The sequence below is a fragment of the Sphingomonas sp. MM-1 genome, assembly GCF_000347675.2.
Classification (GTDB): domain Bacteria; phylum Pseudomonadota; class Alphaproteobacteria; order Sphingomonadales; family Sphingomonadaceae; genus Sphingomonas_E; species Sphingomonas_E fennica.
Genome location: NC_020561.1, coordinates 924,721 through 942,592, shown reverse-complemented (window position 1 = coordinate 942,592; position 17,872 = coordinate 924,721). Strand labels below are relative to the sequence as shown.

General features: G+C 69.5%; 15 protein-coding genes. 6 read left to right on the top strand and 9 right to left on the bottom strand.

Annotated features, from left to right (window positions below):
* The first annotated feature begins 1 nt into the window (after window position 1).
* From addA to G432_RS04525, 3 genes are all read left to right on the top strand, one after another.
* The gene (gene addA, locus G432_RS04535) at window positions 2–3,424 is read left to right on the top strand and encodes a double-strand break repair helicase AddA (protein WP_015457643.1); all 3,423 of its coding nucleotides are present in this window, start codon (window positions 2–4) and stop codon (window positions 3,422–3,424) included.
* A gap of 53 nt (window positions 3,425–3,477) precedes the next feature.
* Window positions 3,478–3,798 (top strand): thioredoxin TrxA, encoded by a 321-nt coding sequence (gene trxA / locus G432_RS04530; RefSeq protein ID WP_015457642.1) that lies wholly within the window; start codon window positions 3,478–3,480, stop codon window positions 3,796–3,798.
* 105 nt (window positions 3,799–3,903) lie between these two features.
* Window positions 3,904–4,263: a thioredoxin family protein gene (locus tag G432_RS04525; protein WP_236626850.1), complete on the top strand. Its 360-nt coding sequence runs from the start codon at window positions 3,904–3,906 to the stop codon at window positions 4,261–4,263.
* 14 nt (window positions 4,264–4,277) lie between these two features.
* Here the strand turns inward: G432_RS04525 and G432_RS04520 are convergent, their stop codons facing one another.
* Genes G432_RS04520 through G432_RS04510 form a run of 3 tightly spaced genes read right to left on the bottom strand, consistent with a single transcriptional unit; the run spans window position 4,278 to window position 8,643 of the window.
* Entirely contained in the window at window positions 4,278–6,587 is a 2,310-nt protein-coding gene (locus G432_RS04520; protein WP_015457640.1) for a CHASE2 domain-containing protein, read from the bottom strand.
* The gene (locus G432_RS04515; protein WP_015457639.1) at window positions 6,584–7,945 is read right to left on the bottom strand and encodes a FecR domain-containing protein; all 1,362 of its coding nucleotides are present in this window, start codon (window positions 7,943–7,945) and stop codon (window positions 6,584–6,586) included. Before G432_RS04515 ends, G432_RS04520 begins: the two co-directional genes overlap by 4 nt.
* A complete protein-coding gene (locus G432_RS04510; RefSeq protein ID WP_041864788.1) occupies window positions 7,942–8,643 on the bottom strand; it encodes a response regulator transcription factor in 702 nt (233 codons plus the stop codon). The genes G432_RS04515 and G432_RS04510 overlap by 4 nt, the downstream gene beginning before the upstream one ends.
* A 171-nt stretch (window positions 8,644–8,814) precedes the next feature.
* On the opposite strand from G432_RS04510, the gene G432_RS24255 reads away from it, so the two are divergent.
* Complete coding sequence (locus G432_RS24255) at window positions 8,815–8,946, top strand: hypothetical protein (RefSeq protein ID WP_269078700.1); 132 nt, start codon at window positions 8,815–8,817, stop codon at window positions 8,944–8,946.
* 18 nt (window positions 8,947–8,964) lie between these two features.
* Here G432_RS24255 and G432_RS04500 read toward each other — a convergent pair whose 3' ends face one another.
* On the bottom strand, window positions 8,965–9,474 hold the full coding sequence (locus G432_RS04500; RefSeq protein ID WP_144061984.1) for a hypothetical protein: 510 nt from the start codon (window positions 9,472–9,474) through the stop codon (window positions 8,965–8,967).
* A gap of 43 nt (window positions 9,475–9,517) precedes the next feature.
* Window positions 9,518–9,694, bottom strand: coding sequence for a hypothetical protein (locus G432_RS23630; RefSeq protein ID WP_015457636.1), 177 nt, complete (start codon window positions 9,692–9,694; stop codon window positions 9,518–9,520).
* Between the two features lie 147 nt (window positions 9,695–9,841).
* Between G432_RS23630 and G432_RS22015 the strand changes: the two genes are divergently transcribed.
* A complete protein-coding gene (locus tag G432_RS22015; protein WP_144061983.1) occupies window positions 9,842–10,726 on the top strand; it encodes a hypothetical protein in 885 nt (294 codons plus the stop codon).
* An 18-nt stretch (window positions 10,727–10,744) separates the two neighbouring features.
* Here G432_RS22015 and G432_RS04485 read toward each other — a convergent pair whose 3' ends face one another.
* The 3 genes from G432_RS04485 to G432_RS04475 are packed head-to-tail and all read right to left on the bottom strand — an operon-like array spanning window position 10,745 to window position 14,251.
* A complete protein-coding gene (locus tag G432_RS04485; RefSeq protein ID WP_015457634.1) occupies window positions 10,745–12,733 on the bottom strand; it encodes an ATP-binding protein in 1,989 nt (662 codons plus the stop codon).
* 57 nt (window positions 12,734–12,790) lie between these two features.
* Complete coding sequence (spt, locus tag G432_RS04480) at window positions 12,791–13,996, bottom strand: serine palmitoyltransferase (RefSeq protein ID WP_015457633.1); 1,206 nt, start codon at window positions 13,994–13,996, stop codon at window positions 12,791–12,793.
* Window positions 13,997–14,008: 12 nt separating this feature from the next.
* On the bottom strand, window positions 14,009–14,251 hold the full coding sequence (locus G432_RS04475; protein WP_015457632.1) for an acyl carrier protein: 243 nt from the start codon (window positions 14,249–14,251) through the stop codon (window positions 14,009–14,011).
* A gap of 257 nt (window positions 14,252–14,508) precedes the next feature.
* Between G432_RS04475 and G432_RS04470 the strand changes: the two genes are divergently transcribed.
* Window positions 14,509–16,278 (top strand): tetratricopeptide repeat protein, encoded by a 1,770-nt coding sequence (locus tag G432_RS04470; RefSeq protein WP_015457631.1) that lies wholly within the window; start codon window positions 14,509–14,511, stop codon window positions 16,276–16,278.
* Between the two features lie 77 nt (window positions 16,279–16,355).
* Here G432_RS04470 and G432_RS04465 read toward each other — a convergent pair whose 3' ends face one another.
* The gene (locus G432_RS04465; protein WP_015457630.1) at window positions 16,356–17,870 is read right to left on the bottom strand and encodes a SulP family inorganic anion transporter; all 1,515 of its coding nucleotides are present in this window, start codon (window positions 17,868–17,870) and stop codon (window positions 16,356–16,358) included.
* Window positions 17,871–17,872 lie beyond the last annotated feature (2 nt).

Genomic DNA, 17,872 nt, shown 5'->3' with positions numbered 1-17,872 from the left:
CATGGCCAATCGTCTCCGCCCTTTCGATCGGCTGCTCGGCGATCAGGCGATCGCCTCCGATCCCGAAAAGCTCGTCTGGCTGTCCGCGTCGGCCGGCACCGGCAAGACGCATGTGCTGAGCGCGCGGGTGCTGCGCCTGCTGCTGGGCGGCGCGCGGCCGGAAACCATCCTCTGCCTCACCTTCACCAAGGCGGGTGCCGCGGAAATGGCGGAGCGCATCCACGCCCGCCTCGCCTGGTGGGTGCGGCTCGACGAGGCGAAGCTGCGCAAGGAATTGTTCGCGCTGGGCGCCGCGCATGATGACGATGCGGTGGCCCGCGCCCGCGCGCTCTTCGCCGGTGTGCTCGATGCGCCGGGCGGGGGTCTGCGCATCCAGACGATCCACGCCTTCTGCCAGACCTTGCTGGCGGGCTTTCCCGACGAGGCCGGGCTCGCCCCCGGCTTCCGCCCGCTGGAGGGGCGGGAGGAATCCGCGCTCGCCCGGCGCGTGCTGGGCGAGATGCTGGAACGGGCCGAGGCCGGCGGCGAGCTTGGGCTGATCGCCGATGTGCAGGCGCTCAGCCGGCGGCTGGGGGAAAGCGAGGCCGAATCCTATCTGATGGCCTGCGCCCGCGCGCCAGAGGCGATGGAGGCGCTGGGGCCGGGCGTCGCCGCGCGGGTGCGCATGGCGCTGGATGTGCCGCTGGGCGATGTGGAGGAAGCGATCGCCGCGGCCTGCGCCGATGCCGCCTTCGATGTCGCGGCGGTCCATGCCGTCTCCCGCGCCAATGCCGCCTGGGGCACGGCGACGGGGCTGAAGGCGGCGGATGCCTGCGCGGCCTTCCTCGCCGCCTCCGCCGGGGCGCGCGCGGCGATGCTCGACGATCTCGCCGCCGTGGTGCTCACCAGGACGGGGGAGCCGCGCAAGGCCAGCGCCAGGCTGCTCGCGGAGGAACCGGCCTATGCCGATCTCGCGCAGCGGGTGGGCGATGCCTGCGCGGCGCTGATCGGTCTGCGCCTGCGCGCGCAGCTCGCCGATCTGCTGGCGGCCGGCCTGCGCGCGGGCCAGGCCTATGCGCGGGCCTATGCCGATGCCAAGCGGGTGGCCGGCGTCGTCGATTTCGATGATCTGATCCGCTCGGCCGTGCGCCTGCTCCAGACAGAGGGGATGGGCGATTGGGTGCGCTACAAGCTCGATCAGGCGATCGATCATATCCTGGTGGACGAGGCGCAGGATACCAATGTCCGCCAATGGATGATCGTCGCCGCACTCGCGGGTGAATTTTTCGCGGGCGCGGGCGCGCGGCATCCGGCGCATCGCACCATCTTCACGGTCGGCGATTTCAAGCAGGCGATCTTCGGTTTCCAGGGCACCGATCCCGCCGCCTTCCTCGCCGCCAGCCGCGTGTTCGATCATCGCGCGCGGGAGGCGGACCGGCAGTTCCACCAGCTCTCGCTCGATCGCTCCTTCCGCTCGACCCCGCCGGTGCTGGATGTGGTCGATCGGCTGATCGCGGATCTCGGGCATGAGGCGATGGGCCTCGATCGGCCGCCGCCCCGCCATCTCAGCGCGCGCGAGGGGCGGCCCGGCGTCGTCACCCTGTGGCCGCCGGTCGCCGCCGGATCGGCGGAGGAGGAGGATGCCGAGGAAGGCTGGATCGACGATGCCGCCCGCGCCTTCGCCGCCCGGCTCGCCCGGCAGGTGCGGCAGTGGATGGACGATCCCTTCTGGGTGGACGGGCGCGGTCGCCCGTTCCGGCCGGAAGACCTGCTGATCCTCGTCCGCAAGCGGGGAGAGCTCGCCTCGCTGATCGTCGCCCGCCTCCATGCCGAAGGCGTGCCCGTGGCCGGCGTCGATCGCCTGCGGCTCACCGCTCCGCTTGCCGTGCGCGATCTGCTGGCCGCCGTCCGCTTCGTCCTCCAGCCGGAAGACGATCTGAACCTGGCGGGCCTCATGGTCTCCCCGCTGGTCGGCCTTTCGCAGGACGATCTCTACGCCGTCGCCTTCCGCCGCAAGGGCAGCCTGTGGCAGGCGCTCCGCGCCGCCGATCGCTTCGCCCCCGCGCGCGATGCGCTTTCCAACTTGTTGGGAATCGCGGACCTGACCACTCCTTACCGGTTCCTTGAGCATATCCTTTCCGGCCCCCTCGACGGCCGCCGCCGCCTGATCGCCCGCCTCGGCCACGAGGCCCGCGACCCGATCGAGGAGCTGCTGAACGCCGCCCTCCAGTTCGAAAGCGACGCCACCCCCTCCCTCCAGCGCTTCATCGACTGGTTCGATCGCGGCGATGTCGAAATCAAGCGCGATCCCTCCGCGCCGATGGATGCCGTCCGCGTGATGACCGTCCACGGCTCCAAGGGCCTCCAGGCGCCGGTGGTCGTGCTGGCGGACGCCACGGGCGATCCCTCCGCCTCGCCGGTCCGCGGGCTGGACTGGACGATGGAGGAGGGGCTTTCCGTCCCCGTCTTCCGCCCGCGCAAGGCGGAGCTGGCCGGCGGCGGCATGGCCGAGGATGTCGAGCGCGCTCGGCGGCGCGACATGGAGGAACATTGGCGGCTGCTCTACGTGGCGGCGACGCGGGCCGAGGAACGGCTGGTGATCGGCGGCGCGCTGGGGCCGAAGGCGAAGGGCGCGCCGCCGCCGGCAAGCTGGTATCGCGCGCTGGCGGACGCGATGGAAGCGCTGGGCGCCGTTGTCGAGCCCGATCCCGAATGGGGCGAGGCGCGCCACCATCGCGGCGGTGCCGCGCGCGGCGGGCGGGCACGCGCGCCGCGCGCCGCCATCCCCTTCGCCCAGCCCGAATGGCTGCGCCGTCCCGCGCCGCGCGAGGCGCAGCCGCCCCGGCCGCTCGCCCCATCCTCGCTGGGGCTGGATGCAGTGGCCGATCCGCCGCCGACGCCGGCGATGCAGGAAGCCGCCCGGCGCGGCACCTGGCTCCATGCCCTGTTCGAACGGCTGCCGGCCTTGCCGGCCGACCGGCGGCACGCGGCGGCGCTCGCCTGGCTGGAACATTCGGCCGGCGTGACGGACGCGGCGTTGCGCGAGCGGCTGGCGGCCGATGCCTGTGGCGTGATCGCCGATCCCGCCTTCGCCGACGTGTTCGGCCCAGATTCGCTGGCCGAGGCGCCGATCGCCGCCGTGGTGGAGGGCCGGGTGGTGGCCGGCACGGTCGATCGGCTGCTGGTGGGGGACGGGGCCGTGCGCATCGTCGATTTCAAGACGGGCCGGCGCGTGCCCGCCGGCCTGGAAGCGGTGCCGGACCACCATCTGCGGCAGATGGCGGGCTATGCCGCCGCGCTCGCCGTGGTATTCCCCCGCCACCGGATCGATGCCGCGCTCCTCTATACCGGCGGTCCGCGCATGATCGTGCTGCCGCCCGACCTGCTGGCGCGTCACAAGCCGAGCTTGACCCCCGAGGAGCAAAACCTGCCCCTTGCCCGTTGAGGAAGGCGGCGGCGCTGCCTACATCGTTCCGGAACACCAAGGAGTCTGCCAGCATGGCCACCAAGACCGTTACCGACGCTTCGTTCCACAGCGATGTCCTGAATGCCGACGGCCCCGTGCTCGTCGATTTCTGGGCGGAGTGGTGCGGGCCGTGCAAGATGATCGGCCCGGCGCTGGAGGAAATCTCCGACGAACTCGGCGAGAAGGTGACGATCGCCAAGCTCAACATCGACGACAATCCCGATGCGCCCAGCAAATATGGCGTGCGCGGCATCCCGACGATGATCCTCTTCAAGAACGGCGCCCCTGCCGCCACCAAGGTCGGCGCGGCACCCAAGAGCCACCTCAAGGGCTGGCTGGAGGGCGAGCTTTAAGATCGGGCCGCCCGATCGGGCCCGCCGTAAAGACATCGACTTGCAAGCGGGGCGGAGCTGTGGCCAAAGACGGCCATGCTTCGCCCCTTGCTTTTCAGCCTTCTGATGATCCTCCCTGCGGCCGCGCCGGCGGAGGTGATCCGTCCCGTCAGCGAGAAGAGCAGCTTCCAGATTGCCCTGGAGGGCGAGCGGCCGGTGCTGGTGCTGTTCCAGGGCAAGAATTGCGCCGCCTGCCGCGCGGTCGAGCAGTGGATCGACCAGCTTTCCGGCGAACTCGACGGCAAGGTCGACATCGTAAGCCTCGATATCGACGAGAATCCCTACACCAAGGAAGCCTTCGGGGTTGAGGGCACGCCGACCCTGCTGATGTTCAAGGATGGCGAGCAGGTGGGCGGCATGGTCGGCGCCACCGCGCGGGAAGACCTGCGCGCCTTCATCGCCAAAAGCGCGCACATCCCGCTCTGACGCGGGGCGGCCGTTCAGTCCGCCGCTTCGGGGGGCATTAGCGGCAGTTCGATCGTGAAGGTCGTGCCTTCGCCCGGCCGGCTTTCGCAGCGGATGATGCCGCCGTGGCGCGCCATCACCGTGCGGACGAAGGCGAGGCCCAGGCCCACCCCGTCGATATGGGCGGCGTCCGCGCCGGGCGCGCGCTGGAAGGGTTCGAACAGCAGGGCGATCTGGTCCGGCGCGATGCCGATGCCCTGATCGCGGATGGCGCACAGGCCCACCGGCCCCGAATCGCGCTCCGCCCGATCGAGCCGGCAGAGGATGCGGCCGCCATCCGGGCTGTATTTGATGGCATTGTCGATCAGGTTGATAAGCGCGCGGGTGAGGAGCGATCGGTCCCCGGCGACGATCAGGTCGTTCCGTTCGCCCTCGATCGCGATCGCCCGGCTGGAGGATTGCGGCCAGAGATCGTCCACCGCGTCGATCAATATCTCGGCAAGGTCGATCTCCTCCTTCACGAAGGCGAGCGTCCGTGCGCGGGCGAGCTGGACGAAGCCGTCGGCTAGATCGAGCGTGCGCTGGGCATAGCCCCTGATCCGGCGACCGATTTCTTCGCTGACTTCCCCAGGCTTGCTGTTGTCGATCACCGCCAGGATCGATGCCTGGGGCGACCGCATGTCGTGGGTGAGGAGCTGGCGGAGATCGTCCTGCTGGCGCTGCGCGGCCTTGGCGGCGCTTATGTCGATGAAGCGTGCGATCCAGCCGGCGGCAGTGCCGTCGCCCGAATATTGGCGGGCGAAGCGGATGTCGAACCAGCGTCCGTCGGGCGCGATGGCTTCCACCGGCGCATCGTCGGCCTGGGTAGCATCGGCCGGGGCGGTGGAAGGGAGCGATGGCGTCGCGCCTTCCGGCTCGCCCGCCAGACGCAGTTTCGCGAGCAGGCCGGCGATGCCCATGCCGGCGCCGCCGGGCAGGGCGAGGCTGCGCAACAGCCGTTCGGCATCGCCGTTCATCAGCAGCACGGCGCCGGTGGGATCGAGGACGAACACGGCATCGGGCATCTGGTGCAGGCGATCGGTGGCGAAGCGGCGGAGATCGCGCACGTCCGCGATCGCCCCTTCCAGAAGCTGCACCTGCCGGTCGACCACGTCCGTGGCGCGGGGCCGCGCGCGGGTATAAGGCAGGATGGCAGGCTCCCCGCCCAGCCGCTCCAGCTCGCGCACCATATAGGCGCTCACCGCCGCCAGCCGCCGCCAGCCCCAGAGCGGATAGATGATGGCCAGCGCGATCAGCGCCGAAGCCGGGGCGAACCATATCCCGCCCAAAAGCAGACCCGCCACGGCGGCGGCGACCAGCGCAACGAGGCCAGCCAGCAGCAGCACGGTGCGCCGGGGGCTGAGCATGCGGAAACCCGCCAGCAGCAGCCAGAGCGGCAGCAGCGACCCGATCAGCAGGGGGATGCCTTCCACCGGCCGGATCGTCCGCCCCGCCTCCATCGAATCGAGCACGTTGGCGACGATTTCGACACCGGACATCACGCCCTTACGGCCGGCGAAGGGCGTGGGATATTGATCCCCCAGCCCATCGGCGGTGGCGCCCACCAATATGGTGCGGCCGGCGATGAAGTCCGCCGGCACCTCGCCCCGCAGCACCGCGCTGGCCGATATGGTGGGGAAATGGCCCGGCGGCCCGGCGAAGGCGATCATCTGGGGGCCATCCTCCGGCGAGGCGGGATTCCGGCCGGGTTCCGCCACGGCGGGATCGCGCCGATGGGCCAGCACCGCCAGATGCGGCCAGATATGCCGCGCGTCGCCCACCGCCGGCCAGAAACGGCGGACCAGCCCGTCCGCATCGAAGGCAAGGCTGGCATGGCCGATGCCGGCGGCGGCCGCGCGGACGGGGGCGATGGGCTGGATGTCGTCGAAGGCGGCGCCGTTGCTGCCGGGTGCGCTCAGCAGCAGCGGCACGATCACCGGCGCGGCGACGCTGGCCATCGCCCGGCCCAACGCGGCATCGTCGGCGGGTGCGCCGGGTTCCACGAACAACACGTCATAGAGGATGGCGCGGGGGCGGGCGGCGTCGATCCGCTGGAGCAGCGCAGCGTGGCGCGCGCGGGGCCAGGGCCAGGGACCGACTTCCTTCAGGCTGCGATTGTCGATGGTGACGAGGAGGATATCGGGCTGCGGCGCCCGGCGGGTGAGGCGCAGCAGATTGTCATAGATCAGATTGTCCAGCCGGATCGCCGTCCGGTCGGCCGTCAGCAGGATCGTCAGCAGCGTGGATATCAGCGCCACCAGCCACCATTCGGCGCGGAGCCGCGAAGCGCCGGCCGGCCGGATCATCGCGCCGATGCGATGTGGAAGCGTTCCATCGCGGACCAGTCGCCCGCCGCCTTGCCGTCGCCGATCCTGAGCGACATCACCCGCCAGCAATAGGTGCCGGCGGGCAGGTTGCGCAGGGTGACGCTCTGGCTGTCGAGGCCGATCTCGTCCACCAGCGGCGGCGCATCGCCCTCGCACTGGCCGAGCTGGAAGCGGAAGCGGTGCGCGCCTTCGCCCAGCACCTGCCAGCCGAACTGGTAGTAGCGGTCGCGGCCCGCGCGCTTCTCCGTCATCGCGGTGCGCACCATGTTCAACCGCCGTTCGAAGGCATAGGTTTCGGCAAGGCCGGCGAGGCCGTGGCCGTCGATCGCGGCGATGCGGACGAAATAGGTGCCGTCCGCCACCGGCGGCAGGATTGCATCCGGCGTCGCGCTTTCCTTCTCGCGGACGATATCGAGGAAGCCGGCATCGCGGGCGAGGGCGATGCGATAGGCGGCGGCATCCGCCTGCGGCACGATGCGGAAGGTGAGATCGCCCTCATTCTGCACCCGGCCGGGATCGGCGAGCGCGGGCGCGGGCAGCAGCGCGATCGGCGCCGATATCCCGTCGGCTTCGGTGATGGCGCCGAAACCCGCGCCCACCAGCGTCGCGGCGGGATTGCCGGGGGCGGAAAAGCCCACCGTGCCCTCCGTCACCTCGGTCGCGGCGCGGGCGCCATCGGCGTCATAGGCCACGCGGAAGGCGGTGCCCCGCACGGCCGACACCGCGACCGGCGTGGAGATGTGGAAGCTGCTGCCGGGGTCCTTCATGGGCGCGACCACGGCATCCGCCCGGCCGCGCCGGATTTCGAAGCTCCGCGTCACCGTGCCGGTCAGCGCGGTGCGCCGCAGTCTTTCTATGCGCACCCGGCTCTGCGACGGGATGGCGACGATCGATCCGTCTGCAAGCCGGAGGCTGAGGAAGGCATCGGCCCCGGTCTCGATCTCGGCGCCCTCGTTCACCGGCAGGCCGGGGGTGATCTTCACCGGCCGGCCGGCGACTGCGATCGTCACCGGGCCGCTGAAGGCGCGCACGCTGGCGGACACCAGCTCCTCGCGCAGCAGGGCCACGGGAATGCGGATCGTCCGGCCGATCGGGATGCGATAGGGATCGGCGATCCGGTTCAGGCGCTGCACCACGGCAAAGTCCCGCTGCCGGGTCAGATAGCGTTCGGCGATGACGTAGAGATTGTCGCCCTTCACGGCGACATAGCTGGCCGTGGCGGCCTGCGCCGGGGCGGACGGGGAGGAAGGCGGCGCGGCCTGCGCCGTCGGGCTCCACAGCATTGCGGCGGGCCACAGCAGGGCCGCGGGGCCGATCGCCCGCCTCGGTGCATTCATCCCGATATCTCTCGCAACAGCTTTTCCAGCCGATAGCCATAGGCATAGACCGGGGCCAGCCGGTAACCATTTTCGGGGCGGAGATTCAACTTGCTGCGGATCTTGGAGACATGGGCGTCCAGCGTCCGCGTCGGCAGGTCCGGGCTGCGGCCCCACAGGGCCTCGAAGATATAGGCCCGCGAAAGCGCGCGGTGCATGTTGCGGAACAGCAGCAGCGCGAGCAGGAATTCCTTGGCCGTCATCGCCACCGGCCGGCCGGCATGCGTCACCCGTTCCTGCCCCAGATCGAAGACATAATCGTCGAACGTCTCGATATTGGCGGGCGGCGGCGCGGGATAGGCGCGGCGCAGCGCCGCCTCCACCCTGGCGACGAGGATCGCGGCCTGCACCGGCTTCACGATATAGTCGTCCGCGCCGGCCCGCAGCCCGTCGACGATATCCTCCTCGGTCGATCGGCTGGTGAGCAGGATCACCGGGGGATATTTCTCGATATGCTCCTTCATCCAGCCCAGGATGTTGAGGCCGGAGAAATCGGGCACGTTCCAGTCGAGGATCAGAAGGTCGAAAGTCTCGTGGTGAAGGACGTTCAGCAGCCGGCGGCCGCTGTTGAAGATCATGCAGCTATGGCCGGCCGCCGTGAGGATTGCCTCCACATGCGATGCCAGCGTGGGCTCATCGTCCAATATCCCGATTCTCATGTCGATCCGCCACGCCCCTCCATGAAACCCGAACCCCCTCTAGGGCCGCATGAGGCGTAAAGAAGGCGTTAGCCAACGATTTTACAATCTTTCACAAGCTTGGCGCCCACCGCCATGGCATTGGCGCCGCGTGGGCGGCACCGCCCGGCGGGCGCGGACTGGCGAAAGACGATGCGGAAAAGGGGCGTCCGCCGGACGCTGGCGGCGATCTGGCCGCAACAGGATCGGGGCTTCAGGCACAGGGCCGCGCTGGTCGCGGGGCTTTACCTGCTGGTGCTGCTGATATTGATGGGGGTGGCGTGAAGGCCACCCCGCCGTCCGCTAGAATCTGCGCTGGCCGGGATCGACCTTCTCGCAGGTGCCCGAAAAGTCCTGGCCGGTGCCCTTGATGTTGATCTCGCCCGTTTCGCGGTCGATGCGTATCTTGGGCTTGTTCAGGCCGTTCAGCCGGTAGCTGGCCCTGATTTCGTTCTGGCCGACGATCAGATCGTCGAGCTGCCACCAATGGCGATGGTCTCCGCCGGAATTGATCGGCGGGATCAGCTTCTCGGGCAGCCGGATGCGCCCGTCATTCCCGTAAATCTGCAGCGTGACGGCGGATTCAAAGCCCCGCATGCTCGTTTCATAGCCGCTGCGCGTCCGGTATTTGTGATCGTAGCGATCCCATTCCAGGCTGCTGGTATAGCCGCTCGCCAGCTTCTCTCCCCGCCCCGTGCAGATCAGGTTGATGGCCTCGCTATCCCCGTTCCCGTCGTCGGCCGGTTGGGCAAGGGCTGGCGTGCAGATGATGAGTGCGGCGCCAAACGCCTTCAAGGCCGATCGCAAGTGCATTGATATTCCCCCTTTTTGTGACGAGACGTTAGATGACGGTGCCTCAGCGGCGATCCTTCAGCCAGAAGGCGACGGATATCGCCGCGCCGATCGCGGCGCCGGCCAGCAGGCCGGCGGAAGGCTGGCCCAGGATGCTGCCCACCGCCGCGCCGGCGAGGATGGCGAAGGCGAGGATCGATCCGGTGGCGCGCGGCGCGCGGCTATTGGGGGACTGCGACATGGCGGCTCCTTTGCCATCACTCGCCGCCGGATTCCAGCCCATGGGGAGGGAAGATGCCATGGCGCGGGGCCGCGTTGCCCGTCTCGCTTTGGCTTTCGCGGTCACGAATGCTATTAGCCGCGCTTCGCGTTTGGCGCGGGAGGGGGAATGCGGCGGCGATCGGGCGGAGACAGGCCGGTGGATGACGGCGCGCCGTTGGCCGATCGCGCCATGCGGCCGGCCGGCACGCCCGCGCGCTTCGCCGGGACGGGCGAGCTGCTGCTCGCCGAGGATGATCCGCCCGAAATCGGCCCGCCGGCTGCCAATGGCGGCCTCGTCTACAGCTATTCGCGGGTCGAGGAGCAGTGGGATATCCGGCTCCGTCCCGATGGATCGGCGCGGGCTTCGGTGGTGGTGCGCCGCGAACGGCAGGTCAGCAGCGATCGGCGCTGGCGATTCGTGGCGCGGCGCGAGTTGCCGCAGCAGGCGGATATCCGCCGTTCGCGCCTCGCGATCGGCCTGTCCTGCGCGGCGGCGCTGATGGCCGGCATCGCTGCCGTCGGGGCCTGGTGGGCGGCGAACCGGCCGGTGCCGCGCGACACGCTGGTGCTGAGCCTGCCCCCCGCCCCGCCGCAGGCGCCACCCGTTGCCATCATGCCCCCTCGGGGCGAAGCATCCTCCGCAAGGCCGATCGTCGCCGCTCCGCCGCCCCGCCGGGATGCGCAGGCGGATGCCGGGCCTGCCGCGCCGCGCGCGCCGAAGCCGCTGCTATATCCCGCTGCGCCTGCGCCTGCGCCGGCCCGGACCGAGGCGAGCAAGCCCTTCGCGCCCGATATTCCGCTGGAGCGGCGGCCGGCGGTGCGCGCGGCGATGGCCCGTGCCTTTGCTTCGGGGGAGGCGGAGGCGTGGCGCGAGGACGGTCTCAGCGGCTTCGTGGTGGTCGGGCCGGCCGAGATGGAAGGCGCGGCCGCGTGCCGCAACACCGTGATCCTCGCGCGCGGCGGCGAGGATGGCGACCGCACCGTCAGCCGGCGGCGCTGCAGCCCCGATTGAAATTCAGGAGTTCAGGGTTCAGGCGGCGTCGGGCGCGGCCGTGCTGCGGGCCAGTGCCCCCGCCACCGCGCTTTCCAGCGCGCTGACAGTGAAGGGCTTGCGCAGCACGTCGCGGCCGGTGAGCTGGCCGGCCTCTCCCGCCTCGCCGACGAAGCCGGTGACGAACAGCAGCCCCAGTGCCGGATGGCGGCGGGCGATCTCCTCGGCCAGCTCCGGTCCGGTCATGCCCGGCATCACCACGTCGGTGATGACGAGCCGGATTTCCGGGTGGCCGGCCAGCAGCCCCAGCGCTTCCTCGCCGCTGCCGCAGGGAAGGGGGCGGTAGCCCAGTTCCACCAGCGCGCCGACCGTGGCGGTGCGCACGCGCGGATCGTCCTCCACGACGAGGATGGTCGCGCCGGCGGCATCGGCCGGCGCCACGGCGACGACATTGTCGCGCGTCCGATCGCGGTCGACGCCCGTGGCGCCGATGTGGCGCGGCAGATAGAGAGTGACGGTAGTGCCTTCGCCGGGGGCGGACCGGATCGCGATCTCGCCTTCGGACTGGCGGATGAAGCCGAATATCTGGCTGAGGCCCAGCCCGGTGCCCTTGCCGACGGGCTTGGTGGTGAAGAAGGGTTCGAACGCGCGGTCGCGCACTTCGGGGGACATGCCGATGCCCGTGTCCGTCACCGCGATACGCACATAATCGCCGGCCGGCGCGTGGCCCACCTCGCCGGCGCCGAGCGTGACGTTGTCGGCCTCTATCGTTAGGTCGCCCTCGCCGTCCATCGCGTCGCGGCCATTGACTGCGAGGTTCAGGATCGCATTTTCGAACTGGCTGGGATCGCACCAGACCGGCCATACGTTCTCGGCCGGGATCAGCCGCACGCGGATGCGCTCGCCCAATGCGCGATCGAGCAGGTCGGACATGCCGGCGATCAGCCCGGCCGGGTCCAGCCCCTCGGGCAGCAGCGGCTCGGCGCGTGCGAAGGCCAGCAGCCGCTTGGTGAGCGCGGCGGCGCGATTGGCGCCTTCCATCGCATTGTCGAGATGGCGGCCGACTTCCTGCGCCTCATGATCCAGCCGGCGCCGCGCGAGATCCAGCCCGCCGACGACGACCGCCAGCATATTGTTGAAATCATGCGCGATCCCGCCGGTGAGCTGGCCCACGGCCTCCATCTTCTGCACCTGGCGGAGCTGGGCCTCGGCGGCCGCGCGTTCCATCCCTTCGCGGCGGAGCGATTCATTGGCCTCGCGCAGTTCGCGCGTGCGCTCGGCGACGGCCTGTTCCAGCGTCTCGGCGCGCTCCGCCTCGGCCAGCGCGTCGCGCCGGGCGAGCCGCCGTTCGGTGAAGGCGCCCACCGTCGCCCAGCCGAGGCCCATCGCCGCCAGCACCAGCAGCACGCCCAGCCCGGACAGCAGGGCCGCGAGATAGTTTGAGCGTTCCGCCGACATCGCCGCCAGCTGCGATCGCTGGCGCAGCACGGCGCGTTCATGATCGCTGATCTTGGTGAGGATGGCGGTGATGCGCGTAAGGCTGGCCGCCTGGCCCGCCTGGTAGAACAGGCCCACTGCTTCCCAGCCGCGCCGGTAATTGGATCGCGAGGCCGGCGCCGCTAGCTCCCGCCCACGCGCTTCGTAGAGCTGGGCCAGCTCGGTCGCCAGCGCCGCCTGTTCGGCATTGTCGCGGGTCAGCTCGCGCAGGCGGTTGAGCAGGCGCCCGGCCCGGCGCCATTCGTCATAATAGAGCGCGCCGGTCTGCTTGTCGGAGCTGACTACGTAGCGGCCGAGCGCGGCCTCCGACCGGGCGAGCGCGGCATCGAGCGCGCGGCTGACGATCACCAGTTCGTAGCTGTGCCGTTCGCGCTGCAGCGCCGCATCGCGTTCCCGATTGGAGGAGGCGACAAGAAAGACGAGCGCGATCAGCGCCGCCGCCGCGGCCAGCGCCGTGACGCTGGCCAGGCCGCGACGCCAAGCATCCCGCAGCGCCCCTTCGTCCGTGGCTTCGATGCCCTCTCTCCCCATGTCCAGGCGAGACTAGCCAGCACCCCGAAGCTTGGCAACGGCCGGTTAAGGCGGAGTTTACGAAATGCAGCCCACTGCCTGGCCGGCCGCGCGGAAGCGATCAAGAATGTCGCCCACCTGATCGTCCGAATGTTCGGCGCAGAGCGAGCAGCGCAGCAGGAAGGTGCCGGCGGGCGTGGCCGGCGGGCGCGCCATGTTCACATAGACGCCCAGTTCCAGCAGGGCCTGCCACATGCGCACGGTGGTTTCCTGATCGGGCAGCATCACCGCGATGATCGCCGATTGCGCGGTCTCGGTGCCGAGGGTGAAGCCCATTTCCCGCAGGCCGGCGTGGAGCCGCTTGGAATTCTTCCACAGATGCGCGCGCTTGTCGCCGGCATGCATCAGCTTGCGGATCGAGGTCGCGGCCGTCGCCACCACGGAGGGCGGCAGCGAGGCGGTGAACACATAGGGCCGGCAGACGAGGCGCAGCACCTCGAACTTCGGATGGTTGGACACGCAGAAGCCGCCCACCGTGCCGACCGACTTGGAGAAGGTGCCGACGACGAAATCGATATCCTTCTCTACCCCCAGCTCCTCATAGACGCCGCGGCCGTTGGGGCCGAAGAAGCCCATGCCGTGGGCCTCGTCCACCAGGATCATGCAATTGGGATGCTTGCGGATCGCGGCGACCATCTCCGGCAGCGGCGCGATATCGCCGAGCATGGAATAGACGCCTTCCAGCACCACCAGCTTCTGCGCGTCGGCGGGCAGGCGGCCGAGACGCTTGTCCAGATCCTCCACCGAATTGTGGCGGAAGCGGACGACCTCCGCATTGCCGAGGCCGCAGCCGTCGTAGATCGAAGCGTGGCTGTCGGCATCCAGCACCACATAATCGCCCTTGCCGGCGATGGTGGAGATCATGCCGAGATTGGCCTGATAGCCGGTGGAGAACACCATGGCATGCGCGGTGCCGTAAAACTCCTTCAGCGCATCCTCGCACGCCTTGTGGCCCTGATAGGTGCCGTTCAGCACGCGGCTGCCGGTGGTGCCCGCGCCGAAATCGTCGAGCGCCTTCTTGCCGGCGGCGATCACGTCCGGATCGAAGGTCATGCCCATATAATTGTAGGTGCCGAGCAGGATGGTGGGCCTGCCCTGGATGATCGCCAGCGTCGGCGATTTCACCTCGTCCATGACGATGGCGAAGGGATCGCGCACGCCGGTGTCGAGCAGGGCCTGTCGCTCGGCGATGAGCGCGTCGAACTTGGAGAAGAGGTCGGTCATCGCTCTATCCGATCAGCCGCGCAGCTTCTCGACCGCGTCGACAAGCTGGCCGACGGTTTCGATTTCCGCCTGCATGTTCATGGTGATGATGATGTCGAACTCGTCCTCGATCGCGGCGACGAAATCCATCACCGTCAGGCTGTCCCATTCGAGATCACCGGCGAAGCTGGTGGATTCCGCAAGGTCGATGCCCTTCTTGTTGAAGGGTTCGATGGCCTCGGCCACCTTGGCGAAGGTTTCGTCGCGATTGCTCATGGAAAGCGTCCTTAATGCTGTGCCCGGCCGCTTGCCAAGCGAATGCGGCGGCAAAGGGGCGGCAGCCGGGCAAAGCGCGAATTTTCGAACCGGCTGAAATGCACCGATCGCGGGAGAAGGGCGGCCCCGGATCAGGGCTGGCATCAATCGCAATATCCGCCGCGACTATCCGATTGCGCGTTTGTGGCCGCAAGCCTGGGCATGATAGCAGCCCGCCAGGACCAGTCGGCCCGAACCTTTGGGGAAGGGGATGAAGCATGGGGGCCTTCGTTAAAGCCGCGATCCTGGCCGGAGCGGGTCTTTCGCTGACAAGCTTCTCCTTGGAGCCGCGCCTGTCGCCCGCGATCCTTGCGGCGCTCGACCCCAGCCGTATCGCCGGCACGCTTTGCGGCGCGCAGCGCGCCGGATCGGCGCTGGCCGCCAGGCTGCTCGTAGCCTCGGCGTTCGCCGCGCCGGCAAGCGCGGCCCTGCCGATCCCGCTTTATGACGATCTGGCCGGATCGCCCTTTCCGGTGACGACGGCCAGCCTGCAGGCGCGACGCTATTTCAGCCAGGGCCTGCTGCTTTCCTATGGCTTCAACCATGCCGGCGCGGTCCGGTCCTTCCGCGAGGCCCAGCGGCTCGATCCCGATTGCGCGATGTGCTGGTGGGGGGAGGCCGTGGCGCTCGGACCGAACATCAACGCGCCCATGGACGACCGCGACCGGACGGCGGCGCTCGATGCGATGGACCGCGCCATGGCGCTGCGCGACCGGGCATCGCCGATGGAAAAGGCGCTGATCGAGGCGGTGGCGCTGCGCTATTCGCGTGATCCGGCGGCGGATCGCGCCGCGCTGGATGCCGCCTATGCCGATGCCATGCTGGCGGCGGCGCGGCGCTTTCCGGGCGACGACGATGTGGCGGTGCTGGCGGCCGAGGCGGCCATGGACACGACGCCGTGGAACTATTGGGAAGCCGACAAGACAACGCCGATCGGCCAGACCGGCGAGGCCGTGCGCCTCGTCGAGGCGGTGCTCGCCCGCAATCCCGCCCACCCGCAGGCCGCGCACCTCTATATCCATCTGGTCGAAGCCAGCGATGCGAAGCGGGCGGAAGCCGCTGCCGATCGCCTTTCCAGCCCGGTCGCGCCCAGCGCCGCGCATCTCGTCCACATGCCGGGCCATATCTACTACGTGCTCGGCCGCTATTCCGATTCCATCCGGGTCAACATCGCCGCCGTGCGTTCGGACGAAGCGTTCATCCGCGCGACGGACGATCGCAGCCTGGTGCGCTACGGCTATTATCCGCACAATATCCATTTTATCGTGACGTCGGCGCAGATGGCGGGCGACATGGATACGGCGATCCGCGAGGCGGCGCGGCTGAGGACCGTGCTCGATCCCGAGACATCGGCGAAGATAGCCTGGATACAGGCGATCGACGCCGCGCCTTACCAGGCGATGGCGCAGTTCGCCGCGCCGGACGAAATTCTCGCCATGCCCGCGCCGGATGCGCGGCTGCCTTATGCCGCGGCGATGCGCCATTATGCGCGCGCCATCGCGCATGCCGGGCGCAAGGATCGCGCGGCTTTCGATAGCGAGATCAAGGCGATGGATGCGCTCCTCGCGTCGGATGCCTTTGCCGATATGGTCGCGCAGGGCATGCCGGCGCCGGACCTGATCGCGCTGGCCAAGGCGGTGGCGCAGGGGCGGCTGGCGACGGCGCAGGGGCGGTATGACGAGGCGGCCGGTTTCTACCGCGCGGCGATAACCATCGAAGGCACGCTGCCTTATATGGAACCGCCTTACTGGTATTATCCCGTCCATCAGTCCCTGGGCGCCGCGCTGTTCCTTGCCGGCCGCTATGACGAAGCCAGCCAGGCCTTCCGCACGGCGCTGGCGCGCGCGCCGCGCAACGGCTGGGTGCTCTACGGCCTGTCGCGGAGCGAGGCGGCGCAGGGGCGCAAATCGGAAGCCGCGGCGGCGCGGCAGGCTTTCTCTAGGGCGTGGGCCGGGAAGGACGAATGGCTCCGGATGGAGCGGCTCTGACCGCGGCTTCGTGAAGCCAGCGGCGGTCGAAGCAAAAAGGGGAGGGACGGCCTTTTCCCGCCGTCCCTCCCATGCGCTCAGGCCGGTGCCAGCATGCCGGCAATGCGGCCCTTCGCGCCATGCGCCTCGACAATGGCTCCCCCGGCGCGGCGGCGCTGGAACCATTCGGCCAGCATCTCCGCGCAGGTATGGTCGACCGAACGCAGATTCTCGCAGTTCACCCGCACCGGCTTGCCGGTGGGCACCGCATCCAGCGCGGCGGAGAGCTTGGGCAGCGAGACGAAGCTCGCCACGCCGTCCAGCCGGATCTCGCACGCATCCTCGGCTTCACGCTGGTCCACGTTCAGCTTCAGGCGCTTGAGGTTCGGCACGATCTCGATCAGCGAGAGGCCAAGGCCCACCAGCACGCCGGTCAACAGATCGGTCGCCACCACCATCACCAGCGTCGCCGCCCAGATCACGGCGGGTAGGGGCCCGTGATTGTGGAACAGGTGGCGGACATGCTGGAGGCTGACGAGGCGCCAGCCGGTGACGACGAGGATGCCGCCCAGTGCCGCCATCGGGATCTCGCGCAGCAGCCAGGGGAGGGCCGCCACGAAACCGAGGATCCAGACGCCGTGCAGCACCGCCGACATGCGCGTCACGGCGCCGGCCTGCACGTTGGCGGAGCTGCGGACGATCACGCCCGTCATCGGCAGCGCGCCGGCAAAGCCGCAGAGCAGGTTGCCCACGCCCTGGGCGCGCAGTTCCTTGTTGTAATCGGTGCGCACGCCATCGTGCATGCGATCGACGGCGGCCGCCGACAGCAACGTCTCGGCGCTGGCGATGAAGGCGATGGCGAAGGCCGTCGCCAGCAGCGCGGGCGAGAAGACGCCGAGCAGGTCGCCCGATGACGGCACCGCCACGGCGGCGACGATCGATTCCGGCACGTCGACGCGGGCGACGTCCAGCGCCAGGAAGAAGGCCGTCAAGGTCGCGATCACCACGCCGACCAGCGCGCCCGGCACCAGCCGCATCGAGGCGGGGCGCACCTTTTCCCAGATCAGGGTGGCGCCGATCGACAGCAGGCCGATGGCGAGCGCCGGCACCGCCGGGTGCCCGTCGGCCGGCCACAGGCCCAGCACGCGGCCGGGGATGGCGATCAGGTTCTCAAGCCCGTTGGGCAGCGGCTTGGCATCGAACAGCACATGGAACTGGCCCACCACGATCAGCAGGCCGATGCCGGCCAGCATGCCGTGGACCACGGCGGGCGAGATCGCGCGGAACCAGCCGCCCAGGCGGAAGATGCCGGCCACGACCTGGATGGCGCCGGCCAGCACCAGGATCGGCCCCAGCGCCGAAAGGCCCTGTTGCTGGACGATTTCGAACACGATCACCGCAAGGCCGGCGGCCGGGCCGCTTACCTGCAGCGGCGAACCCGCCAGCAGGCCCACGACGATGCCGCCGATGATGCCGGTGATCAGGCCCTTTTCCGGCGGCACGCCGGATGCGACGGCGATGCCCATGCAGAGCGGCATCGCCACCAGGAACACGACGATCGATGCGGTGAAATCCCGCGCGATCCAGCCGCTCTTCTTCTCAGACGCAACCATGT